Origin of the sequence: Enterococcus sp. AZ079 (assembly GCF_050547255.1) — a bacterium.
Lineage (GTDB): Bacteria > Bacillota > Bacilli > Lactobacillales > Enterococcaceae > Enterococcus_D > Enterococcus_D casseliflavus.
The window spans coordinates 2,343,098-2,365,877 of sequence record NZ_CP172955.1; the positions used below are offsets into that span (position 1 = coordinate 2,343,098).

25 protein-coding genes are annotated in these 22,780 nt (G+C 43.1%); 3 read left to right on the top strand and 22 right to left on the bottom strand.

What is annotated here, in order from left to right; all coding sequences use genetic code 11:
* The 11 genes from IGJ15_RS11170 to IGJ15_RS11220 form a co-directional block, all read right to left on the bottom strand.
* The gene (locus tag IGJ15_RS11170) at positions 1-606 is read right to left on the bottom strand and encodes an NADPH-dependent FMN reductase (protein ID WP_005225450.1); all 606 of its coding nucleotides are present in this window, start codon (positions 604-606) and stop codon (positions 1-3) included.
* A 24-nt stretch (positions 607-630) separates the two neighbouring features.
* Positions 631-1,569, bottom strand: a complete 939-nt coding sequence (locus tag IGJ15_RS11175; RefSeq protein WP_010747726.1) for an FAD:protein FMN transferase — start codon at positions 1,567-1,569, stop codon at positions 631-633.
* Between the two features lie 201 nt (positions 1,570-1,770).
* Positions 1,771-2,622 carry a helix-turn-helix domain-containing protein gene (locus tag IGJ15_RS11180; protein ID WP_010747725.1) on the bottom strand — a complete coding sequence of 284 codons (852 nt, stop codon included), beginning with the start codon at positions 2,620-2,622 and terminating at the stop codon, positions 1,771-1,773.
* 66 nt (positions 2,623-2,688) lie between these two features.
* On the bottom strand, positions 2,689-3,411 hold the full coding sequence (locus IGJ15_RS11185; protein WP_005225447.1) for a deoxynucleoside kinase: 723 nt from the start codon (positions 3,409-3,411) through the stop codon (positions 2,689-2,691).
* A gap of 15 nt (positions 3,412-3,426) precedes the next feature.
* Positions 3,427-3,867, bottom strand: coding sequence for a nucleoside 2-deoxyribosyltransferase (locus IGJ15_RS11190; RefSeq protein ID WP_010747724.1), 441 nt, complete (start codon positions 3,865-3,867; stop codon positions 3,427-3,429).
* The gene (locus IGJ15_RS11195) at positions 3,864-4,442 is read right to left on the bottom strand and encodes an LOG family protein (protein ID WP_010747723.1); all 579 of its coding nucleotides are present in this window, start codon (positions 4,440-4,442) and stop codon (positions 3,864-3,866) included. The genes IGJ15_RS11190 and IGJ15_RS11195 overlap by 4 nt, the downstream gene beginning before the upstream one ends.
* 323 nt (positions 4,443-4,765) lie before the next feature.
* Positions 4,766-5,173: a helix-turn-helix domain-containing protein gene (locus tag IGJ15_RS11200; RefSeq protein WP_005225444.1), complete on the bottom strand. Its 408-nt coding sequence runs from the start codon at positions 5,171-5,173 to the stop codon at positions 4,766-4,768.
* A 245-nt stretch (positions 5,174-5,418) separates the two neighbouring features.
* Positions 5,419-6,642, bottom strand: a complete 1,224-nt coding sequence (locus tag IGJ15_RS11205; protein WP_010747722.1) for an amidohydrolase family protein — start codon at positions 6,640-6,642, stop codon at positions 5,419-5,421.
* Positions 6,643-6,658: 16 nt separating this feature from the next.
* On the bottom strand, positions 6,659-8,020 hold the full coding sequence (locus IGJ15_RS11210; RefSeq protein ID WP_005225442.1) for a hypothetical protein: 1,362 nt from the start codon (positions 8,018-8,020) through the stop codon (positions 6,659-6,661).
* Between the two features lie 349 nt (positions 8,021-8,369).
* Positions 8,370-9,293: a peptide-methionine (S)-S-oxide reductase MsrA gene (msrA, locus tag IGJ15_RS11215; protein WP_010747721.1), complete on the bottom strand. Its 924-nt coding sequence runs from the start codon at positions 9,291-9,293 to the stop codon at positions 8,370-8,372.
* A gap of 324 nt (positions 9,294-9,617) precedes the next feature.
* Entirely contained in the window at positions 9,618-10,163 is a 546-nt protein-coding gene (locus IGJ15_RS11220) for a cysteine hydrolase family protein (protein ID WP_005225439.1), read from the bottom strand.
* Between the two features lie 120 nt (positions 10,164-10,283).
* On the opposite strand from IGJ15_RS11220, the gene IGJ15_RS11225 reads away from it, so the two are divergent.
* Positions 10,284-10,691, top strand: a complete 408-nt coding sequence (locus tag IGJ15_RS11225) for an Lrp/AsnC family transcriptional regulator (protein WP_010747719.1) — start codon at positions 10,284-10,286, stop codon at positions 10,689-10,691.
* Between the two features lie 224 nt (positions 10,692-10,915).
* On the opposite strand, the gene IGJ15_RS11230 is transcribed toward IGJ15_RS11225, so the two are convergent.
* The 4 genes from IGJ15_RS11230 to rlmH all read right to left on the bottom strand — a co-directional run bounded on the left by IGJ15_RS11230 (position 10,916) and on the right by rlmH (position 14,942).
* Positions 10,916-12,289 (bottom strand): C40 family peptidase, encoded by a 1,374-nt coding sequence (locus IGJ15_RS11230; RefSeq protein ID WP_230209433.1) that lies wholly within the window; start codon positions 12,287-12,289, stop codon positions 10,916-10,918.
* 569 nt (positions 12,290-12,858) lie between these two features.
* Entirely contained in the window at positions 12,859-13,617 is a 759-nt protein-coding gene (gene map, locus IGJ15_RS11235; RefSeq protein WP_005225436.1) for a type I methionyl aminopeptidase, read from the bottom strand.
* A 42-nt stretch (positions 13,618-13,659) separates the two neighbouring features.
* Complete coding sequence (gene truA, locus IGJ15_RS11240; RefSeq protein ID WP_005225435.1) at positions 13,660-14,397, bottom strand: tRNA pseudouridine(38-40) synthase TruA; 738 nt, start codon at positions 14,395-14,397, stop codon at positions 13,660-13,662.
* 65 nt (positions 14,398-14,462) lie between these two features.
* Complete coding sequence (rlmH, locus tag IGJ15_RS11245) at positions 14,463-14,942, bottom strand: 23S rRNA (pseudouridine(1915)-N(3))-methyltransferase RlmH (RefSeq protein WP_010747717.1); 480 nt, start codon at positions 14,940-14,942, stop codon at positions 14,463-14,465.
* Between the two features lie 374 nt (positions 14,943-15,316).
* Here rlmH and IGJ15_RS11250 point away from each other — a divergent pair, with 374 nt between their 5' ends.
* Complete coding sequence (locus IGJ15_RS11250) at positions 15,317-16,621, top strand: S1C family serine protease (protein WP_010747716.1); 1,305 nt, start codon at positions 15,317-15,319, stop codon at positions 16,619-16,621.
* Between the two features lie 68 nt (positions 16,622-16,689).
* Here the strand turns inward: IGJ15_RS11250 and ytpR are convergent, their stop codons facing one another.
* From ytpR to pepA, 4 genes are all read right to left on the bottom strand, one after another.
* Entirely contained in the window at positions 16,690-17,304 is a 615-nt protein-coding gene (gene ytpR, locus IGJ15_RS11255; protein ID WP_005225431.1) for a YtpR family tRNA-binding protein, read from the bottom strand.
* A gap of 573 nt (positions 17,305-17,877) precedes the next feature.
* On the bottom strand, positions 17,878-18,339 hold the full coding sequence (locus IGJ15_RS11260) for a universal stress protein (protein WP_005225429.1): 462 nt from the start codon (positions 18,337-18,339) through the stop codon (positions 17,878-17,880).
* 12 nt (positions 18,340-18,351) lie between these two features.
* Positions 18,352-18,672 (bottom strand): thioredoxin family protein, encoded by a 321-nt coding sequence (locus IGJ15_RS11265; protein ID WP_005225428.1) that lies wholly within the window; start codon positions 18,670-18,672, stop codon positions 18,352-18,354.
* A gap of 133 nt (positions 18,673-18,805) precedes the next feature.
* A complete protein-coding gene (gene pepA / locus IGJ15_RS11270) occupies positions 18,806-19,882 on the bottom strand; it encodes a glutamyl aminopeptidase (RefSeq protein ID WP_005225427.1) in 1,077 nt (358 codons plus the stop codon).
* Positions 19,883-20,174: 292 nt separating this feature from the next.
* Between pepA and IGJ15_RS11275 the strand changes: the two genes are divergently transcribed.
* Positions 20,175-20,519 (top strand): peptidase, encoded by a 345-nt coding sequence (locus IGJ15_RS11275; RefSeq protein WP_005225425.1) that lies wholly within the window; start codon positions 20,175-20,177, stop codon positions 20,517-20,519.
* A 60-nt stretch (positions 20,520-20,579) separates the two neighbouring features.
* Here the strand turns inward: IGJ15_RS11275 and IGJ15_RS11280 are convergent, their stop codons facing one another.
* From IGJ15_RS11280 to IGJ15_RS11290, 3 genes are all read right to left on the bottom strand, one after another.
* A complete protein-coding gene (locus tag IGJ15_RS11280; RefSeq protein ID WP_005225424.1) occupies positions 20,580-21,614 on the bottom strand; it encodes a hypothetical protein in 1,035 nt (344 codons plus the stop codon).
* Between the two features lie 77 nt (positions 21,615-21,691).
* Positions 21,692-22,093 carry an Ohr family peroxiredoxin gene (locus IGJ15_RS11285; protein ID WP_005225423.1) on the bottom strand — a complete coding sequence of 134 codons (402 nt, stop codon included), beginning with the start codon at positions 22,091-22,093 and terminating at the stop codon, positions 21,692-21,694.
* A 184-nt stretch (positions 22,094-22,277) separates the two neighbouring features.
* Positions 22,278-22,526: a GlsB/YeaQ/YmgE family stress response membrane protein gene (locus IGJ15_RS11290; RefSeq protein WP_005225422.1), complete on the bottom strand. Its 249-nt coding sequence runs from the start codon at positions 22,524-22,526 to the stop codon at positions 22,278-22,280.
* Positions 22,527-22,780: the final 254 nt, after the last annotated feature.

Below are 22,780 nucleotides of genomic sequence, written 5' to 3' on the forward strand. Positions count from 1 at the left end.
TTAGATGGTTTCCCATGAAAATTCAGCAGCTTCTTTTTGATTGGCGGCATGGGCGTGCTGCAACTGGCTGGTAATTTTTACAAATAAAAGAAAATCGTTGAACAGTCCTTGCAGTTTTTGGGTCTGCTCTTCATCGATCAAGTTGCCTTGCTCGTCAAACGCTTGCAGCGAATGACCTAAGAGAAATTCAGAGCTAGGCATGATCCGTGCTTTTAACTCTGGAGAATCCAGAATCTGTCTTAGATGGGCTTGGGCACGAGAAGAACCTAACGTCCCATAAGAAGCACCAGTGATCATCACTGGCTTGTCAACAAAAGGGAAAATTCCATAGGACAACCAGTTCAGGGCATTGATCAACGCTGCGGGTACGGCATGATCGTATTCTGGTGTACTGATGATCACACCGTCTGCTGCCGCGATTTTTTCGGCAAGCTGGGTTACTTGTACGGGCAACTCCTTTGATTCTGGTTTGTTGAACATTGGAAGATCTTTGATCTCGACTAGTTCGATCTCTGCCTCATTGGCAAACATTTTTTTCATAAATTGCAACAACGTGCGATTGGTGGAACGAGTGGCATTGGTTCCTACGAATCCGATAAATTTCATCCTGTCTCTTCCTTTCTGGTTGGGCTATCTTAAAAGTCTTGCCTGAATGCCTTTAGAGGCAATGACTTCATTTTCTTTGGTTACGATGATTCCTTCGATTTCTGGCTGCTGCTGAATCTCTTGCAAAACAACTGGAATGGGCTTGCCAAACAAGCGCGAAGTCCAGATTTCCCCCAGTAACGATGTCGCTGCAACGATCGTGATGCTCAAATACCCACATTCGATGGGAAAGCCACTCTGAGGATCAATCAAATGATGATACGTTCCTTCAGCGGTGGTCAAGACCCGCTCATAGATCCCCGAAGTGACGACGGTTTGGTCCTTGATTGGCAGAATGCCCAAGGTGTCTGCCCGACCGCCTTTGGGATCTCGGATCCCGATCCGCCAATGCCCGTCCGAATGATTTGGTGCAGCGCCGAAACAGACAATATTTCCGCCTAAGTTGATCAATCCATACGCTGCTCCACGGGCTTGGCAATGGGTGCGTAACTTATCAGCGATGTAGCCTTTTGCTAATGCTCCGAGGTCGATCCTCATTCCAGCTTTTTTCAAAAAAACCTTGCCTGCTGCCAATTGGATCTGTTGCGGGTCTGTTAGCGCAAGCAATTCTTTGACCTGCGTCTTTGATACGATGCGGGCATCTTCAAACCCGATGCGCCATGCTTGGACCAGTGGACCGATGGCAATATTCAGCTGACTGTGGGGAGCACAGCTATGATGTTTGCCGATTTCGATCAGCTGGTACAATTCTGGATCAAGCACAAGCCCCTTTTGTCCTGCTAACTGATTCAGCTGATTCAATTCCGATCGCGGATCATTGGCACTAAAGCGATGGTCGTATACTTTCAGTTGGGTCTCCAGCTCGTCCAGTACACTTTCTGGTTTTGTATGAGCAACTTTTAACTCAATGGACGTGCCCATCCGCTGAATCGCGCGAGCGGCTTCTCTCACTGCTGTCTTCATAAAATCCCTTCTCCTAAAAACGATATACCTCAAATTATGTTAGTTTTTTCACAATTAAAGAATACTCCCGATATATTTTTTTGTCAACACGATTATATATTTTTTTATATAAAGAAAATTCAAAAAAGCAGTCCCTTCGTCGAAAGGACTGCTAGTTATCAAGCATTTGCGCAACAAAACCTTTTTGTCGAAAATATATTTTTAATCAATCGTTTCTTCGACCGCTTTTAAATGCGCCAATAATTTTACATTTTTATTGATTTTGGCATACGCTCGTGCATCGTGTAACATTTCCAAAATTGTTTCTTTCGGCTGTTGTTCACGAATGGCATTTTCGGTCAGTTGGGCTGCCGCGCGAGCCAAGTAGTAGGTCAAATGATTGTCGGAACAAATCGCCAACACATAATTCAACAAGGTATCACTAGTTTCCAAATCATCGACTTTCGCATAAAAGACGCCGCAATGAAAGACGATGTTCAACACCCGCCACGTGTCTTCGATCGTTTTGATCGGATAGGTATAAATTTTCTCAAAGACCTTCGTCACATAAAACTCAGCCTTTGCCCATTCTTCTTCTCTGGCATACACCAAACCGATCCCAGTATACGCTAAGAGATCAAACAATTCCTCCGCCGTTTCATTCATCAATAACTGATCGAATTGAAACAAGACATCGGTAATCGCAGCTTCATTAAAAATCATTTCAAAGCCTTTTAAATAATCATATTGCGCTTTTAATGCTGGTTCATCGATCAGCTTCACTTCGATTTGACTTAGCAATGCAGCCAACTGTTCATACTCGCTCGTGATCAAGTAGAATTCGGCTTTTGCCAATTCTTCTTTGATTTTGGTCGTTGCGACATTCATGGAAGAAAACAAGTCGACCAATGGCAAGCCGATCCGATTACACAATTTGATCAAAATTTTGAGGGACGGTACCTGACCGTTGTTTTCAAATTTACTCAAAGTGGCTTGCGTACAGATTCCTTCCGAAAGTTCTTGCTGCGAGAAGCCCGCCTGTTTCCTCGCTTCAATAAATCGTTCAACATTCATCGCCTTGCTCCCTCCCATTGTCGATAAGACACTTGTTTTTTCCCTAAGCTGTCCTCAACTGCTGGGTCAGCTTGTCACAGATGCTGCGTTTTTCTTAGAAAAATCACCTTTTGCGATGGCTTTGTCCGTACAATAGTGGCCTTTGCCATGGGTCTGACGGACTTCCGCCAGTTTTTCTTGGATCATCTCGAGGATCACCATGAGGTTGTCTTCATTGGCAACAAAGTCCAATTGATCCCCATCAATTTGCATTTTCGGACAAACGTCAAAGTTTTCATACCATTCATCGTACCGCTGATTTAATTCTTTGTAATAGTCGTACAATGTCGGATCGTTGGCAATTTGTTCATAGGAACGACCACGTTTGTTGATCCGTTCAATCATTGTATCCAATGAAACCTTGATATGAACCATTAGATCTGGATGCTTCAACGGCGCTGATTCTTCCAATTCCCGCAGCATCGTGTTCAACAGGTTATCGTATTGTTCGACTTCCATCGGTGCGATGCGACCTAGATCCGCATTTAGATGAAACATCAAGCTATCCTCATAGATGGAGCGGTCAATGACATTGTCATCATTGGACAAAGCTTCCCGCATCCCTAAAAAGCTTTTGTTTAAGAAAAAAATCTGCAATAAAAAGGCGTATCGTTCTGGATTGGAATAAAACAATGGCAGAACATCGTTGTCCTCCACGTTTTCATAGAAAGGCTTCGACGCCATTTCCTTCGATAAAAAATCAGTCAAACTGCTTTTTCCTGCCCCGATCGTTCCTGCGATTAGTAACACATTCATCATCCTTTATTAAATATAGTCACCGACAAAGGCTCGGTGCGCCATCGCTTCAAAATCATACGCTGTTCGTGCCGCCAGATCAGTCAAATACGCTTGCACCGACTCCGTCAACATCAGATTGACCGCCGCGGCTTTTTCCTGAAAAGCGATTACTGGTTTATTTCGTACGTGTGCTGCGCCGATTTCAAAGGCTGTTCCCGGATCGGCGATCCCTTCATGGTCATCCAAAACGGCAACGACGACGTCGGCCCGTGTCAATTCCAGCATGTCTTTTTCAAAAACTTCTCTCGCCCATTTCGGTGTATAGGGTTCAGATGAACTTTCTTGATACAAGCGCGGCGCATAGACCGCCAAGGGCTGCGGGTCTTCAGCTAAACAGCTTTCTACTTGCTTGAGTCGTGCGATTGGTTCGTTTGAAAAAAACGGTCCCGCTAAATAGACATGCTTCATCCTGCCAAGCACTCCTTTTTTGAACCCTTCGCCGCCAATCGCTGGATCAACGTCTCAACGTCAGATAGGACAAAGAGCGTTTCCGACAGTTCAGCCCAAGCAAAGCTGGAAGCTTCAAACATAGTTAGCAGCGGCTTCAGTCCATCCTTCAAGCCTTCGTTCATTAACACACCTATGGGCTTGACTGGCAATTTCCCAAGAGTCATAAAAGAGCATACTGATGACAACTCCTCTAGTGTACCAAATCCACCAGGTAATACAAGGTAGGCATCGCTCATTTCCAGCAATTGTTGCGTTTGTTCCTCCCTCGTATCCGTATAGAACTCGGTGTATGTGCTTGATCCAGTGATGATTGGCGGCAAATCTTCTGCAAAGGAACCTGATGGATAGATCCCCGTCACTGCGCCTTCTTTTTCAAAGACCCCTTTCACGATCTCCCTCATCAAGCCAGCCAAAGGGCCGCAATAAACCAACTCGATGTGATTTTTTGCTAAGGCATTGCCGATGGCACGAGCGGTCTTTGCCAACTTTTCCGCATTTTCTAAACGGGTGCCGCAATATACAGTTACTCTCAAAAACAACAGCTCCTTTTTCACTACACCTGCTATTTTACACAATCTCTTAAAAAAGTAAATACTACATATTGTGCTTCATTTAGATAAAAATCGATCTATTCACTATATATTGTATATAGCCTTCTGCATCTTTTCGCTTACCCTTAATCGTTACAAATCTTGAAAATAGCAGAAAAGAAAAAGTAGAATCAGCTTCCATCGATTGCCTCATCCCTCTTTCATCCCACAAAAAAAAACACGACGCAGCTAGGATCGTGTTTTTTTATCCATCGCTTTTTTTTCTCTTGTCCAAGCAAAATTTAGCAAAAAACTGTATAAAAAAATTATTTGTCGTCGGTGGCTGCTTTCAGCTTTTTCAAATCCTCTTGCTCGACAAAAAAGGTCACTTCTCCTGTTTCTAAATCGACGGATGCTTTGACTTCAACCCCTCGTGGGAAAAACTTGCTGGCATCAGTCTCAATTTTCAAACGCATCGTTCCGTCTTTCAATCCAGCACCATAGGTCATCGTACGAAAATTCTTTTTCATTCCTGCTCGCTCCTTTTTTAATAGCTCATCGACACTGCACCCATAAAGGGTACTCAGTTTCAATAAATTCAAACTGTCTGGTACCGTCTTGCCGGTTTCCCAATTTGAGATCGATGTGCGGGTCACTAAAATTTTTGTTGCTACTTCTTCTTGGCTCATTTGCTGTGTGACTCGATGGTTCTTTAGTGCTTCCCCAATCGTCATCTTGGCCTCCTTCTCCTACCTTAACGCAGACCTGCTGTGGTTTCTGCTCAAATCCATTGATATCATGGCGTTGTCAAACAGTTTTGACAGGATTTTCTTAAACGAACTCTCCGTGATAGCGGTTTTCTTTCTATCATAGATGAAAAAAGAACAAATGACTAGAAAATGATTTTTTTATTTCGACTATATTACGACAAAAAAGTAGCACGAATAAATCGTACTACTTGAGAAAACATGATCTGTTGTTAACGGTGGATCGTCACTTCTTTTTTGACTTCCACGGTGATGCGGCCATTTTTGATGACCATCAAACGTTCAGGAATATCGATCAGCACATCGGCTTTTTTCTGGGTATCTAAAAGAATCAAATCTGCGCGGTTGCCAACAGCGATTCCATAGTCTTTGATATTTAACGCTTTTGCGGTATTGGTCGTAATCATTGGCAAGACTGTCGGCAAGTCATCGGCGCCGCCTAAGTGTGCCACTGGCACAGCCAGCATAGCGATTTGGATCAAATCCCCATTGCCATAGGGCGTAAAGGCGTTTCGGATATTGTTGCTGCCTAAGCAAATATTTACACCAGCATCACGTAACTTGCGAATCGGTGTCACGGCACGACGAACATTGTAAGCATCGTTTCTGGCACCTAAATGCAAGTCGGTCGCAGGCAACGGCATCACATTGATTTGGGCTTTGACCATCAAATCGATGACTTCTGCCAGCTGATCCGGTTCCATGGCGTGCAGCGCAGTCAAATGTCCTACTGATACCCGACCTTGGTAGCCTTCTGCGATGGTTTTTTCACACAGATAGACGATCGATGTATCGTCTGCTTCGTCAGCAAAATCTTGATGCAAGTCAATGTCTTTATCAAATCGTTTGGCGATCTCAAAGATCAAGTCGATGTGCTCATTGGCTGGCGCATCATTGTAAGGAATCCCGCCAACGACATCGGCGCCTTTCTCCATCGCTTCGATCATCATCTTATCCGTCCCTGGGGCCTTAAAAATCCCTTCTTGCGGAAAGGCAACGACCTGAATATCGATCAAGTCGCGGTATTCTTCTTTTAAGCGCATAATGGTATCAAAACCAGTGAAGCCTTGCGCCGGATCAAATTCGGCATGGGTGCGAACAGCAGTCGTGCCGTGCAGGATCAGCATTTCTAATGCGCGTTTCGCCCGATCATAAATGTCTTCTTCGGTAAAGGTCGGTTTGAGCTTTGCCGTAACTTGGATCGCTTCTTGCAATGTTCCTGAATTATTGGGCTCACGATCGGCGATCAAGGCTTTGTCTAAGTGGATATGGCTTTCGATCAATCCAAGGATCACCACTTTGCCTTTCGCCTCAATCGTTGTTGCTGCTGATTCTTCAATGTTGGGTGCAACTGCGGTGATTTTTCCTTCTGAAATTGCAATGTCTACTAATTCTGCATCGTCTTCAAGACGTGCTTGCTTGATCAATAAATCCATGTTTTCCTCCTATCCATCAGCCAAACACTAAGCCGATGACTAATAATAATACGGCTGCTAAACTCAACCACTTCACGTTTCCTTTGACTACATCCAGAATCGGAATTTGGAAACCAGAAGATAAAGCTTGCATCGTAATGTTGACAAAACTCATTTGACTGCCGAGGCCAACCCCCATCGTTACAAAGCCAAGAGCTAAGACTGGGAAGCCTAATGAAACGGCAACTGGTAGCACGAGTGTTAAAACGGAGCCGACATAGGCACCTGCGGGAATCCCAATCAAGACACCCGTCAAGATCGCCACGGGAACGACGATCGCTGCGGGGGCATTTTGTGCCGCACCTGCAATTACAGCAAACGTCCCAGTTTCAGCGATCACGTTGATGAAGGCTAAAAAGATCCCCACTTGGAACAAGCGGGTCAAAATATACGTGGATCCGTCCACCATCGCTTCCACCGATTGATTCATGGAAAAGTCGGTACAAACAAAAATCAACGCTAACGTGACCACCATATAAACTAGCGGTGTAAAGAGGACAAAGCCGATCAGGTCATTGATCAACGGTCCAAAGATGACCGCAAAAAGCAAGAAGATCGCAGGCAGTGTCGTTTTGAATAACTCGCCATTGCTTTTGTTTTCGTACTCTTGGTTGGCTGATTCTTTGAAGCCCAGATGACGACGCTTGGTCCCGAAGAATGCCAATAAAATCGCCAAACCAACGAATAACAACCAAAATGGGCGCATTTGATCGACATAAGAAGCGACACTAAAACCGCCTAGTTCAGACACGATACTAGATTCCAAAGAGGCAGGAGAAGTCGTAAAGGAGACCGCTGCCGCTAACGACATCGCTGCGATCAATTCGGGTACCACCCCAACTGCCGCAAATGCTAACGGTGCGATCACCATCGCACTCCCGCCGCCGATTCCAGACATATAAGTCGCTGCTGCCAATAAGATGACAATAAAACCAGCCACATATTCCACTTTTCCTTTGGTTCCTCTTTTGGCTAAGGTTAAGGCCGCCGTATAACTGCCCGCTTTGAAGACCGCCATCGCTACAGCGGAATTGATGATTGGCACCGTAATACTCAACATCGTCGGAATAGCTTCCAACAGTTGCGAATTGGCTTCAGCTAAACTGATCCCGCCAATAATCATCGCCAAGATCCCAGCAATCAAGCCAGCAATGATCATATCTACTTTTTTAAAGAGCAAAACCAGCACTAACACTAATGGAATCAGTACTAGAAATGCTTTAACTCCTGTTGGTGCGACGATCTCATTGATCGCTTCTGCCGCAAACACTGTTCTTTCTGAAAAGATAAAAAGAATGAGAGCCATAAACAGTGAGACGAACGTTCCCTTTTTTTTCATCACATTTCTCCTAACTTATATGAACCTTCATATAATAAATGTTGTGTTGCTATGGGGTGTTGCCGATTGATTTTTCCGCTGATTTTTCTCTGGTGTTTCCCACCTTCTTTCCTCGAAGAAAGGAATCAAGCAAAAGACACCTGCTTTTTCGACCTTTTTCGCCACTTTTTCTTTCTCTATTATAATTCTTGTTGTTAACGCTTTCTTTGGACATTATTCTAAAATAAATCTACGTTTTTTATCCAATTGGCTAAAAGCGCAGAAAAAAGCGCGGCTTGTGGAGAAAAGAGCCTTCATTTGATTCTTTTCCCCTTTTCTCGGAGCCCCGCTTTTTTTAGTGATCCTCTGTTTATGATCGTTTTTTTCCTCGGTTTGTCCAGCGTTTCAGCCGATAAAAAAGCATCAGTTGTTTGCGCGCTCGCTTGATCCGCTGGTAGCGCTTTGGCTGTTTCTTGTAAAATGCTTGATGGTAGTTTTCCGCTGGCCAAAACTGCGTGGCCTTGCGGATCTCGGTCACGATGGGTTGCTGATAATAACCAGATTGGGCTAGTTCCTTTTTGGCTTCTTGCGCAAGCACTTCCTGTTCAGCAGTCGTATAGAAAATGATTGGGCGATAAAAATTGCCGCGATCTTGAAATTGTCCGAAAGCATCTGTCGGGTCTGTCACTTGCCAGTACAACTGCAACAAGTCCTGATAGGTGATGATTTTGGGATCAAAAACGATCTCTACCGCTTCGACATGCCCTGTTGTTCCGCTTAGTACTTGATCATACGTCGGATTCGGGACTGTTCCCCCAGTATACCCCGACAAGACGGAAAGAATGCCCGGCTGGTCTTCAAAAGGCTCTACCATACACCAAAAGCAGCCGCCAGCAAAAATAGCCACTTCTTGTGCTTTTTCACCTGTTTCGTTCGGCTCCACGGAAACTTCTACTGGTTGGACTTTGCTTGTTTCTTCATTCCTTGCCTTTTTCGGTGCTGACTGGCTGATTGTTTGATAAAACTCTGCGACATTCGGGGTCAGATTGTTTCTCAGTGCCAAAGGACGCAACGACGCTTCTAGTTTTTCCAAAACCCGCTTGGTCTGTTGGTCTTCAAGGCTATTTGACGATTCTTTTTCGTGTTTGCCTGCTTTTTGTTTGGTCGCCAGCTGAGTTTCCAGTGTATTTTTTGCTTGCACCAGTTGTTCTCGTTCCCACTGTCTTGTGCCAGGATGCAAGATCAAATTATAGATTTCTGACAGCCACGCCATCGTTTTTTGCTTCATCACCATTGCCCCTTTGCCTCATGAAGGAGCGACTTTCGCTCCTTGTTTGGTTGCACTGTACCATAGTTTCGCCGATTCGCCCAATTTGATGCCCAAAAAACGTTCGAGAAAAATCCTCGAACGTTTTTGGCTTTTGTATGGGTTGGTGCGTAATTGGTTCGCATGCATCCTCTGAAGAATCAGCTCAGTAGAATTGGTGGGTACGCAACTGGGCATTCATTTTTTTAGAAACATTGAAGCGGAATGAGTTAGGATCACCAATTTCAAAGAGTGATCAAGAACCACTCAATGCAAATGAACGTTGCCTTTGTTGGTAAATACGCAATTTTTCTACAATCCGTTTAAATAGTCATCGGTTTTCATCACCGTAGAGAAGGTTTCCAAGGCCGATAAAAACGCTCGTTGAACAGCTTCCGCAGGAATTTCGTGTGCTTCAAATGTTAATGCTTTCGTTGCCGTGGCATCAGAAATCAGTATGGGCTGATAACCGAGTTCTTTACTAGCTCTTGTGGTTGAATCGATGCACATATGCGTCATCATCCCAGTGATGATAACTTGTTGGACACCTAAAGAGTCTAACGTTTCTTTTAAATTTGTTTCAATGAACGAGTTAGGAAAGTGCTTTTCGATAATAATAGAAGAATGCGTTGTTTTTAACTGTTCATGCAGCCGTACGCCTTTGGTCCCTCGTTCAAAAAAATCAGCCGCTTCTTGATCGTTGATGTGTTGGATATAGATGATCGGGAGTTGCTTTTCGATAAAAGACGCTTCTAGTTTATTTATGTTTGCAAGCGCCTGTTCAGGGGAATGAAGGGCCATTCTTCCTTCTTTAAAATAGTCATTTTGGACATCAATAATTACTAAAGCTTTTTTCATAGAATCACCATTTCTTTTCTTATTTGTTATAATCCAGTATAAATACATATGACCCTACAACAAAGCGTCTCTTGAAAAAGATAAAGTCAATTTACTTTCATTATGAAAGGAGGAACCCTTATGGACATCATCGATGAACAAATCCTAGCTATCCTGAAACACAACAGCAAATTATCGAATAAAGAAATCGGCGAAATGGTCCACCTGACGGGACAAGCTGTAGGCAATCGGATCCTGAAATTGCAAGATGAAGGAATCATTCAGCGATTTAGTATTGTAGTAAACTATCCAAGTACGCAATACATCCGGTTTTTTATGGATTCAAATCGCTATACAGATTTTGAAGCCTTCGTGAATCAATACAAAGAAATTGAAGTCTTTCATAAAGTTTCAGGTCAAGCTTGTTATCTCTTGGTCAGTCATTTTACAGATGTAACCTTCCCTTTGTTTATAGAGAGTCTCTCAAAATGGGGCAGGTATAGTGTAGAAACCTTTGTTGCTGATAAACTCAATCATGGGGATGATTGATGTGCTTGCTAAAGGGTTGTTGAATAAAGCTTTCACTGGAGCGGTGAGAGGGATAAGAAAAAGGGGCAAAACGATTTGAGTTTTTTGCTTTTAAATGAATTGTTCGAAATTCATTGTCCTAATTATATTAATTAAACTTGAGAAAGCAAAAAGCGAATCAAGTGTGGATTCGCTTTTTGCTTTCATCTAGGATAATAAAAAATATTGATAATTTTTGCGAGAACTTATTTAACACTTGTACCTTGAGTGTTAACATATCCAATCCATGTATTTGTATTATCATATAAGGAATAGAAGGTCTTTCCATTTCCTAATGTATATTTTACTTTAGCAGTGTAACTATTACCATACAACTGACCTGCTTCGAATTTTTTACTAGTCCAATAAAAATTGTTCCACATAGGATAGTTTTTGCTAGTAATCTGTACTCCTATGTTAATATTTTCAGTTCTTAAATCTTCAGTAGCATCAGAATTAATATAACCTATCCATGTGTCGCCTTGATATATAGAATAAAATATCTTTCCATTTGACAGAGTATATTTATATTTTGCTTTATAGACCAGACCACTCGAATAATTTTCTGTACTTCCTAATTTACTCGTCCAATATAGGTTTCCCCAAATCGGATAATTCTTCGTCGCACTGACAAATTTATCAATATTTTCAGCCTTCAAATCAATAACCGCTTCAGCATTGATATAACCAAACCATTGATCACCACGATAGAGAGAATAAAACTTTTTACCATTTGTTAAAGTATAACTAACAGATGTATAGTACACTGGATTATCGGCGAAATCAGAAGTATCGCCTAGTTTACTAGTCCAATAGAGATTTCCCCATCTTGGATAATTTTTAGTTGCCATAATATTTTTATTCTCGCTTGTAGCGGTTAATTCTTCAACTGCTACAGTATTAATAAATCCTACAAAGGAATCTCCACGATATAGTTCATAAAACGTTCTACCATCACTAAAAGAGATTTGATTTTTCGCATAATAAACTAAACCATCTTGAAAATTAGAAGTATTTCCATTTTGAGAAGTAAATTCTAAGTTGTTCCATATTGGATAATTACTGACCGCCATAACCGTTTTTCCATAAGGCACTGTTTGGTATTCTGATAGATCCATCCGGATGGCAAATGATGGATAGAAACTGTCCCAGATTGGAGATAATTCAACCGTTCTTCCAAAAGTTGGAGCATGAATATACTGATTATTTCCAATATAAATGGCAGTATGACTCGTTTTCCCTCTACTTCCCCAAAAAAGTAAGTCACCTGGTTTAGCCTCAGAGATAGGAATTTGCTTTCCAGCATACTCTTGCTCCCACGTCAATTTTCCGACATCTTTTCCTGTAACTTGATTAAAAACATAATAAACTAAGCCAGAACAATCAAATTTGTCAGGTCCCAATCTATCAGGATTTGTTTGAGTATATGGTTTACCTATATGTTTTTTTGCTTCTGCTACAATTTGCTCTCTTTGACTCAAATTACCGCCTGATAATGAACGAGATACGACCTCTCTTGTTAGTTGATTATTTTGAGAATTAATTTCATTGATGAATTCTACATATTCTTCATATGTCATAACTGAACTACGATTATCCTTTGAATAGTCTTCAAAAGTCACCTGCCCATCGTCAAACTCATCTGCTTGTACAGATTGGAATGTGAAATTATGAACAAAAAAAACAACCAATTCCTAATAATAAAATACCCCATACACGTTTTTTCACTTTATCTCTCCTTTATATTTTTATCTTAAAAGTATATCACGGTTTTTTCAGTAAATAAAGGCTATAAAGAGATAAATATAGATGAATAAAAACTTCTAAATTTAACGATTCTGATTTTTCCGAGAATTTTTTTCGTTCTCTCAAAACTATAACGATATTTTAAAAAGGAAATAACAAAAAAATACTTCGATACTGACTCTTCTTATATCCAGCTTTTATATCTTTTAATGTTTACTCCAAAAAGCTTCTACTGGAAGTAGTTTGATTGTTTCATAATCATTTCCTAAAAAGACCTACTTTTCTTCCTATTTGAATGTGCTATACCCTAGCTTCGCAACTTCGACAAGTAAATGCAAAAAATCGTTCGTGTAGAAACACTCGAACGATTTTCGTATTTTCTTCTATTCTATCGGCCTTGTGTTCACGTTTCTTCCTTTTGCAACGTCATGATAATAGGACCTTCTTTGGTGATGGCGATCGAATGTTCATATTGGGCACAATAACTGCCGTCAATGGTGCGTGCTGTCCAGCCGTTCGGGTCCATCTTCATGCGCCAAGTGCCTGTCGTGATCATCGGTTCGATGGTGATCGTCATACCTTCTTTCAACCGAATTCCTTTGCCAGGTAACCCGAAATGAGGAAAGAATGGTTCTTCATGAATGGTTGGGCCAATGCCGTGAGCAATAAAGTCCCGCACGACACCATACCCTTTTTCTTCAGCGAAGCTTTGGATCGCATAACCAATATCGCCAACTCGGTTGCCGACCTGTGCTTGCTCGATTCCTCTCATCAAGGCTTCTTTCGTGACTTCCATCAGTGCTTGATGTTCTGGTGAAATCTCTCCTACCGCATACGTCCAACAGCTGTCAGAGATTGCCCCTTTGTAATCGACACAAAAATCGACTTTAATGACATCGCCTGATTTTAAAACATATTCTGAAGGGAAACCATGACAAATCTCTTCATTGACACTGATACACGTCGCAAATTCATAGCCTTCAAACCCGATTTGCGCGGCTGTTGCCCCTGCAGCTTCTATCTGTTGATGGACAAAGGCGTTGATTTGGTTCGTGGTGATACCGGGAACGATTTTCTCTCGTAGCTGTTCGTGAATACTTGCCAAGATACGACCAGAAGTTTTCATTTGTTCGATCTCTCGTGGGGATTTTAATGTGATCAATAGATGATCTCCTTTCCTTAAATAGCCATTACCATGTTTCTTTTAATAATACACCTCATCTAGAAATAAGCCATGAGAAGGCACTGTTTCACCAGCTGCTTGTCGTACTTTATCGGCTAACACTTGATCGATCACTTCTGGTGGCAGTGTGCCATCGCCAATGGCAATCAGTGTGCCTGTCAAGATTCGGACCATTTTATGCAAAAAGCCGTTGCCTTTGAAGGTAAACCGCAATAGGTCGCCTTCTGGTGTGATGGTGATTTCATCGATCGTGCGCACCGTTGATTTTTTTGATTTTTTCAATGCAGAAAAGCCGATAAAATCATGGGTGCCGATCAACTTCTCAGCCGCTTGCTGCATTTTTTCCAAATCAAGGGGCTGCGGGCAATGAAAACTAGTATTGCGAGCAAAGACCGATGGGATCGCGTTGTTCCAAACATAATAGCTATATTGCTTGCCTTTGGCGTGATAGCGTGCATGGAAGCGCTCAGGCACCTCTTCAATCTTGTTGACGACGATGTCTTGCGGCAAATAGCGGTTAAAGAACTGCTGCATCTCTGGCAAACTCATTTGATGGGTCGTCTTGAAATTCGCCACTTGTCCTCGAGCATGCGTGCCCGCATCGGTTCTGCCAGAACCGACGATCTCAATTTCTTCTCCCGTCAATAATTTGATGACCCCTTCAACTTTTTCTTGGATTGTTTTTTCAGAATCTCCTAGTCGTTGCCACCCTAAGTAGCGCTTGCCGTCATATTCAATCGTTAATTTGATATTTCGCATGGTTGTTGCTCCTTTTTACCGGTAGTACCGGTGGATAATTTTTTCTATTATATTGCTTGAGATATTTACTTATGATACGGCGCCCCCGTATTGATTCGATACGCGCGATAGATTTGCTCCAATAAGATCAGTTTCATGAGTTGGTGGGGGTAGGTCATTTTGCCAAAAGAGATCTTGGCATCACTGCGGGTCATGACTTCTTGGCTTAAGCCTAGGGAGCCGCCGATGACGAAGGTCAGTTGGCTTTTTCCTTGGATGCCGAGCTGATCGATTTGTTTGGCGAAGGCTTCGCTGGTGGGGTTAGTGCCTTCGATCGCTAAGGCAAAGACATATTCGGTGTCTTTGATTTTGGCTAAAATGCGCTGCCCTTCTTTTTCTTTGATTTGCAGCATTTGGGCTTCACTCAAGGTTTCTGGTGCTTTTTCATCCGATACTTCGACAAACTCAAGCTTTGCGTATGCCCCCAATCGCTTGGCGTACTCGTTGATTCCTTGAACGAGGTACTTTTCTTTTAATTTTCCTACCGTGACGACTTTGATTTTCATAGGTTCCTCCTCGTTATCCCCTTATTTTATGAAAATGTGGACAATGCTATCCACAACCTTTTACACACTTTGACTTTCTTTGAAATTCTTCTATTCCTATCTATAAAACCGCGACACTTCAAGGGTTTCTTCATCCACCCAACCAAAGCTTTCAAGTTTGTCCACACACTGTGGATAAACAGACCTTTGCTTCTCCCCAGATTCCCCTGCTATTTTTATTCAAAAATGAACGGGTTTTGCGAAGAAAATTTCATCGTTTGAAACAGATTCTTACGCAACTTCTTCATATTTTTTTCAAAATCTCTTAGTAGACTAATCTCAGATAGAAGGAATATACTGATTATAACGAATTATTCATTAAGGGGGAAATAGTAATGGCAAGAAAATATGTCACACCAGGCAAGAAAACTTCTCCTGGTTTATTAAAACGATTAGGTATTGGGATTTTAGGCGGTATGGTCGGCGGTTTATTGACCTTCGGCGGTCTGTATCTGGCAATGGGTTCCTCTTTGACTTCAACACCAGAAACCACGACCAACAGCGGGGTCCAAGATTCTAACGGACAAACCCAAGTATCCAATGTAAAACTTGATGTGACTAGCGATGTCACTGAGGCAGTTGAAAAAGTACAAGATTCTGTCGTTTCCATCATTAATCTACAACAAAGTCAAAGCAACGACTGGAACAGCCTCTTTGGTCAGCAAGGCGGACAAAGTGAAGGCGATAGCCAAAGCGACGACGACAGTGCTTTAGAAGCTTCTTCTGAAGGGAGTGGAGTCATCTACAAAATCGATGGCGACGATGCCTATGTTGTAACCAACAACCACGTCGTAGAAGGTCAAGACGGTTTGGAAGTTGTTTTAGCAGACGGTACGAAAGTTAAAGCTGAATTGGTCGGTACTGACGCTTACACAGACTTAGCTGTATTGAAAATCTCTTCAGAGCATGTGACGACTGCCGCAACATTTGGTGATTCAAGTGCCTTGAAAGTCGGCGAACCAGCCATCGCGATCGGTTCACCTCTCGGCTCTGACTACGCAAACTCTGTGACACAAGGGATCGTTTCTTCCTTGAATCGTCAAGTAACAAGCCAAAACGAATCTGGTGGTACGATCAGCATCAATGCGATCCAAACGGATGCTGCGATCAACCCAGGGAACTCTGGTGGTCCACTGATCAACGTTGATGGTCAAGTGATTGGGATCAACTCAAGTAAAATCGCCAGCACCTCTGGCTCTGCTTCAGGTGTTAGTGTCGAAGGGATGGGCTTTGCGATCCCAAGTAACGATGTCGTTGAAATCATCAATCAACTAGAAGCAGACGGCAAAGTGGTCCGCCCTGCACTAGGTATCCAAACGATCGATTTAGGTTCCATCACATCACAACAACAAGAACAAATCTTGAAAGTTCCTTCATCCGTAACTTCAGGCGTTGTGATCTATTCAGTCAACAATGCAACACCAGCAGAACAAGCAGGATTGCAACAATATGATGTTATCACGAAGATCGATGATACAGAAGTCAGCACAACAACGGATCTACAATCTGCGTTGTACAAACACAAAGTCGGTGACACGATCACTGTAACCTTCTATCGTGGCGATGAAGAAAAAACGGCAGAAGTAAAACTTTCCGTTGATACATCGATCAACGAACAATCAACAGACAGCAGCAACTAATCACCAAAACCAATCGAAACAATCAAAAAATGAACTGCCGCAAAAACAGGAAGCGGCAGTTCATTTTTTTAGGCTTTACCGACTGGAAAAGCTTCACCTACAACGGCATCTTGAGGCAGCTCAAGGATGCCTTTTTTCATTGGTGCACCTTCTAAATGCAGTTCTTTAGCAGAGCAGATCATTCCGAAGCTTTCTACGCCACGAAGCGTACCCGGCCAAATCATCAAGCCATCTGGCATCATTGCCCCAGGTTTTGCGACAACGACTTTCAAGCCTTTACGGATATTGGCAGCACCACAGACGATTTGCAAAACTTCCCCATCCCCGACTTCTGTTTCCGTGATAGACAGATGGTCGCTGTCTGGATGTTCCACACATGATTTCACATAGCCAACGACGATTTTTGGTTCTGTATCTGCTGGCAGTTCTTCGCTGAATCCTGCTTCTTTGATCATGGTGTTCAATTGTTGGATTTGTTCTTTCGTCAACGTCACTTGGCCACGGCCTTCGATCGTCATCACTTCTGAGATCGCAAAAAAGTTCCAGCCGACGATCGTGCCTTCTTCATTTTTGATTTGGGCAACATTGCCTTTGCGTTCGACGGTTTGTTCTAATCCTTTATCATCTGCTGTGATGGCAAGCAGTGTATCACTGACATATTCTTTGTTATAAGCAAAAATCACGTTTTTTCCTCCTTAGGTACTTACACATTCCGCCCATAATCTTAACAAATTTTTCGGCATCCGTCATGGAATTTCTTTGTTTTCCTTGAAATTCTAGTTATTTTCAAAGACAAAAAACGCCTGAGAACCAACTTCTGCTGGCTGACTTAGGTTGAAAATTGGCGAAGGAGCAGAACCCGCGGCTTCTCAAGAACTTGCTAGTAGAACTACTTTCTACGAAAGAAGGCAACAATAAGTTATCCAAAAACTGTATACAGAAAAAAACTAAGAACCAGCTGCGGCTTATTAGCTAAGACGCTGCTTTACTAACGAGCCGATAAACGCTGGTTCTAAAAACTTCTGTTTGGCACTACTACCTATGTAACAAGACAACAGCGACAGATGTCTTCCCTCAAAACGAGCAAAAAAGCCTGAGAACCAGCTGCAGTTCATCAGCGAAAGACGGTGCTTTGCTAACAAGTGAAACATCGCTGGTTCTCAGGAACTTTCTTTTAACCCTTGTCTGCTTTTGCTGCCATCTTCTTTAAGGAAAAGAACTCGGCAACGACAAGCTTATTTTTTCAAAAAATGACCTTAGGCTTTTGTTTCTTCAGGCGATACGATCAGCACGTCGCACCGGGCTTCACGGATAACGAAGCTGGCGACACTCCCCATCATGAAGCGTTCCACGGCATTCAGCCCAGATTGCCCCACCATGATCAAATCGATGTCGTATTGATCTGGTAATTGAGTGGCAAGGGCGTCTTTGATGGAGCCGTAAGCGACGATGCCTTCAACTAGATCAAAATCCACTGATTTTGCATAAGCTTTGCAGTCGTCGATCAGATTTTTCGCCGTATCTTTTTCTTGTTCCAAGATCGAACTATCCAAAGGTGCATAGCCCATCATGGTCGGCACTTGCTGGTCGATGATCGTTGCGGCATAGACCTTCCCTTGATTTCGACGAGCGACTTCCACTGCTTTTTTGAAGGCAGACATCGCTTGATCTGAACCGTCGATCCCTACTAAAATGTTTTGATATCTTTGTGCTTCCATCTTTTTCCCCTCCTATGCTGATTGTACGCTGGTTAAAAAGGCTTCGATCTCTTCTTTGGTTTTGCGATCCTTGTTGACTAACCGTCCCAGCTCCTTGCCGTCTTCGATAACGACGAGGCTAGGAATACCAAAAATGTTCCATTCAACCGCTACATCCATGTATTCATCACGGTCGACTTCGATAAATTGAAAATCTGGAAAGTCCGCTTCGATCTCAGGCAATTGCGGTTTGATGTAGCGGCAATCGCCACACCAATCGGCGGTGAAAAAGAAGACATTTTTGCCTTTCTCCACATATGTTGCTAACTCTGCTAAATCTTTTGGAATAATCAAATGCTCACCACTTTCTTTTCTTTCAGTATACACCTTTCTTTCAGGGACTACCAACTGACATGCTGATCTTGCAAACCCCTGCAGAAAAAAAGAGACAACGGGTTGCTGTCTCTTTGCTTTCGTTCGTTCTCGCTTATTGTCCTGCCAAAATCGTATCAACGGTTGAACGATCCAAACCTTTCAAGACTTGAATCACCATTTCCCGTGCCGCTTCATAATCAGCGATACTGAATAATGTTTGGTGAGTATGGATGTAACGTCCAGGAACACCGATAACTGAACTTGGGATTCCTTCATTTGCCATGTGTGCCGCACCAGCGTCGGTACCACCTTTTGAAACAAAGTATTGGTAAGGAATGTTGTTGCTTTCTGCTGTATCCAACAAGAATTCTTTCATCCGTGGCAACATGATCATGCCCGGATCATAGATTCGCATCAAAGTCCCTGCCCCTAGATGACCAAAGGTACCATTTTTGGTGACTGTGTCATCTGCTGGCGAGCAATCGACCGCAAAGAACAAGTCGGGTTTGAATTTCGTCACAGACGGACGAGAACCTCGTAAGCCGACTTCTTCTTGAACGTTGGCACCAGCAATCAGCGTATGGCCTAACGTTTCCTCTTTCAAGGCTTCAAGTGCTTCTAAGACGACTGCACAGCCGTAACGGTTGTCCCAAGCCTTCGAGATGATGTTTTTCCCATTGGCTGTTTTGATGGTTTCCACTTGTGGGACGATCGTATCGCCAGGACGTACCCCAAAGCTTTCTGCTTCTTCTTTTGATTCAAACCCAGCATCAAACAAAATATCTGTGACTTCGACATTTTTTTGACCGCTGCTTCCTCGCAACAAATGTGGCGGTACTGAAGAAGAAACACATGGATAATCGCCTTTTGCTGTTTTCAATGTAAAGCGTTGAGCAGAAACCACATAAGGGTTCCATCCGCCCAAAGGAGTGACTTTGAATAAGCCGCGATCGGTGATCGTCGTCAATAAGAAACCAACTTCATCCATGTGAGCAGCTACCATCACTCGTGGTGCATCTGCTTCTTGGTGGTGACGCAAACCGAAGATGCCGCCTAAGCCGTCTTGTTGGATCTCGTCCACCAAGGGGGTCATCGCTTCACGCATATACGCCCGCACGTCGTGTTCAAACCCACTGGTTCCTTGTAACTCCGTTAGTTCTTTGATGCGTTGAAATGTTTTTTCTTCCATGATCATTCGAGAAACACGTATCGGTTGTTTGCTGCCCTAAAGAAACAAAGCTGCTTTTTTTGAAAAAGCAACGCTTGCTGTTGCTGTGTTTTCCAGCAATTTTTGGGCGAAACAACGGATGTGCTCTCTTCCTCCTTATTCCTACTGATATTCTTTATTATAGCGCAAATTTCTATTGTTGGTTATTTTTCTTATAGAATATTTCTAAACTATGGTAAACTATTGTTAAGAGAACCTGTGCTTTCACCGAGATCAAAACATTCGGGAAAACTTACTTTAGGAGGGACATTAGATGGAGAATGAGCATCCATTGCATTATTTTAAAAATGGACTGACCATCGGTTTAGGTCTTGGCTTTGCAGGAGGGATTTTTTCAACGATCTGGTTGAAGAAAAGGCAAGCCATGAATGCCGATGATGTCTTAGACAATATAAAAGCGGCGTTTATCAAAGAAGGACCGATCGAAGGTTCTTGGATCAATTTCGAAAAACAACCTTTGCGCAAATTTGCGATCACTTCCCAAGGATATACTGGCGGCATCACCCGCACCGAAGACGGGCAGCTTGTCACCTATGAATTTTTGGCAGATGCTCATACAGGCACCGTCTTAGATATCCAACGAGCAATCGTGGACTAATCACTGCACTTACGACCAGCTTCTTAAGAGGCTGGTCTTTTTTCTTTTTAAGTAGTGCTTTTACTGGAGCAAGGTCGCAAGGTCCAATACCACGACTTCATCGATGCTGCCGCCTTTTTGCCGATACGCCCATGCCCCACTTTCAAACAAGCAGTACAGCTGTCCTTTTTCTACCACGATCTGTTCAAGGTAATGGGGAAACTTGATGCGCCGCAACGCATGTTTGCGGGTCAGCACCGTTGCATCCTTTGAAAAGACCCATAACTCCGCCGACCCTGGTCCAAAGGAACGTGCCAGCAACATGTATTCAGTGGTAAAGGCGATACTTTGGACTTTCGTGGTGGTGACCCTTCTCTTACTAGGCTTGATGCGATGAGGCGCTTTGCGACCGCTGGCTGAAAGAACAGGCAGCGGATAATTCGCCACCACGCCTCCTTGTTTCAAGGCAAAAGTCCCCGAGACAAGTTCCTCGCCATCGGCTGCCAAATAGGAGCTGTGAGTGATGCCTGCCAATTCGATGACTTGCTGATAAGCGATAGACTGATTGGTTGCCAAGGAATCATCTTCCAGCAGTGCTTGTAGAGAAACACACGCCACGCGCCCCATTCCTTTCCCTGTAATGGTTAGCCACAGCATTTGCGTTGCTCGATCAAAGACTAGCCCACCGACATGGGGGCGTTTTGGCAGAACCACCGTTTTCAGATGCCGCCCGCTCGTTCTTTCTATTATATAAAGCTGTGAGTGATGTTCCTGCTGCGAACAATACGCTGAGATGAACAAATAGTCCTCTGAAACGGCCAACCCTTGCGGGGTCATTGCTTCACACTGATCCGCATGCTTGTGCAGCCTCGTTTCTGCTTTCGCCGTTGCCGTCGTTGCCACTGCGGCAGTGGCTTCTTTTAAACCTGGAACCAAAAGGACTGCTTCCCTGTTTGCCCCGGCTGCCAGCCACGCTTGCCGCACGCTGGGATAACGCTTCAGTTGAGCTGCCAGTGCTTGGTTGTGGCGCGCCTGTCGGTGCTTTTTTAGCCAGTACACCACAAAAAGGCCAACCACAAACACGCCCAAAAGCAGCAAGCTCTCTGTTTGTCTCATTGATTGGCCTCCTTGATGAATTCCCTCTTGTCGGCTGATTTACCAACCGCTTATTGTTTGTCTATTCGTAATACTGCTTAGACTACTTGAACTTCGACATCAATGTTGCCGCGAGTGGCACGAGAATACGGACAAAAATCGTGGGCTTCTTCTGCGATTTTCTCTGCCTCGGCTTTTTCAACGCCTGGTAACGATACCTCTAAAATCACGCCGATTTGGTAACTGCCGTCCTCATGCTGATACAAAGACACTCTTGCTTTAACTTCGGATTCGGATTCGATGTTATGCTCTTTCAGCATATGCTGTACGGCACCGTTGAAGCATGAAGCATAGCCTGCGGCAAATAATTGCTCTGGATTGGTCCCTTCACTATGAAGACCTGGCTTGTCGATTTTCAGGTGAAAACTACCGTTTGGTGCTTCGACCTCTCCGACACGTCCGCCTCGATTGATCATCGCTGTTTCATATTGCTTTTTCATTGAACCTCTTCCTTTCTTTTTTTGACCTACTTCAAGTGTAACGACAATTTTCTAATCTGACAAAGGGATTGCTTATGCATCCTTTTAAAAAACAAAAAAGGCAAACCCAGAAACTCTGGATTTGCCTGTCTATTCAAGGTAGTTCCTACCCGAAATAAATGAATGAAAACAATTGCTGAATGGACTAGCCGTTTGAACGTCCTAAGAAGAATGAAACAACAGCAACTACAATAACCGCACCAATAATTGATGGGACGATTGCCATTCCAGCAAGTGATGGACCCCAAGAACCTAAGATCGCTTGTCCAATAGCTGAACCTACTAAACCTGCAACGATGTTGGCGATCCAACCCATTGATCCACCTTTATTTGTGATAGCTCCGGCGATCAAACCGATAATAGCTCCTACGATTAATACCCATAACCAATGCATATTTTTCTCCTTCTTTCTTTTAAGTAGTTATTACACATATTATGTTACGCTTAATCCCCGTTTTAGACAAAAGATTTGCACTCAATTTGCAAAAAAAATTTTCAAACCTTGTTATATTAACGTTTATCAGCACTTCCTAATTATCGTTGTAAGAGCTTTAATTCGTTTTTTTTAGTATTGGTGCATTTTTTGAAATCGTTTTATTTTGTATTTTGCATCTTATCCGCTAAACTGAGGGAGAACCACTCTTATTT

Coding starts and splice junctions, on each gene's coding strand:
- IGJ15_RS11170 (WP_005225450.1), bottom strand. CDS start 606: ATGAAATTTATCGGATTCGTAGGAACCAATGCCACTCGTTCCACCAAT.
- IGJ15_RS11175 (WP_010747726.1), bottom strand. CDS start 1,569: ATGAAGACAGCAGTGAGAGAAGCCGCTCGCGCGATTCAGCGGATGGGC.
- IGJ15_RS11180 (WP_010747725.1), bottom strand. CDS start 2,622: ATGAATGTTGAACGATTTATTGAAGCGAGGAAACAGGCGGGCTTCTCG.
- IGJ15_RS11190 (WP_010747724.1), bottom strand. CDS start 3,867: ATGAAGCATGTCTATTTAGCGGGACCGTTTTTTTCAAACGAACCAATC.
- IGJ15_RS11200 (WP_005225444.1), bottom strand. CDS start 5,173: ATGACGATTGGGGAAGCACTAAAGAACCATCGAGTCACACAGCAAATG.
- IGJ15_RS11205 (WP_010747722.1), bottom strand. CDS start 6,642: ATGGATTTATTGATCAAGCAAGCACGTCTTGAAGACGATGCAGAATTA.
- IGJ15_RS11210 (WP_005225442.1), bottom strand. CDS start 8,020: ATGAAAAAAAAGGGAACGTTCGTCTCACTGTTTATGGCTCTCATTCTT.
- msrA (WP_010747721.1), bottom strand. CDS start 9,293: ATGGTGATGAAGCAAAAAACGATGGCGTGGCTGTCAGAAATCTATAAT.
- IGJ15_RS11220 (WP_005225439.1), bottom strand. CDS start 10,163: ATGAAAAAAGCTTTAGTAATTATTGATGTCCAAAATGACTATTTTAAA.
- IGJ15_RS11225 (WP_010747719.1), top strand. CDS start 10,284: ATGGACATCATCGATGAACAAATCCTAGCTATCCTGAAACACAACAGC.
- IGJ15_RS11230 (WP_230209433.1), bottom strand. CDS start 12,289: ATGACATATGAAGAATATGTAGAATTCATCAATGAAATTAATTCTCAA.
- truA (WP_005225435.1), bottom strand. CDS start 14,397: ATGCGAAATATCAAATTAACGATTGAATATGACGGCAAGCGCTACTTA.
- rlmH (WP_010747717.1), bottom strand. CDS start 14,942: ATGAAAATCAAAGTCGTCACGGTAGGAAAATTAAAAGAAAAGTACCTC.
- IGJ15_RS11250 (WP_010747716.1), top strand. CDS start 15,317: ATGGCAAGAAAATATGTCACACCAGGCAAGAAAACTTCTCCTGGTTTA.
- IGJ15_RS11260 (WP_005225429.1), bottom strand. CDS start 18,339: ATGGAAGCACAAAGATATCAAAACATTTTAGTAGGGATCGACGGTTCA.
- pepA (WP_005225427.1), bottom strand. CDS start 19,882: ATGGAAGAAAAAACATTTCAACGCATCAAAGAACTAACGGAGTTACAA.
- IGJ15_RS11275 (WP_005225425.1), top strand. CDS start 20,175: ATGGAGAATGAGCATCCATTGCATTATTTTAAAAATGGACTGACCATC.
- IGJ15_RS11280 (WP_005225424.1), bottom strand. CDS start 21,614: ATGAGACAAACAGAGAGCTTGCTGCTTTTGGGCGTGTTTGTGGTTGGC.
- IGJ15_RS11285 (WP_005225423.1), bottom strand. CDS start 22,093: ATGAAAAAGCAATATGAAACAGCGATGATCAATCGAGGCGGACGTGTC.
- IGJ15_RS11290 (WP_005225422.1), bottom strand. CDS start 22,526: ATGCATTGGTTATGGGTATTAATCGTAGGAGCTATTATCGGTTTGATC.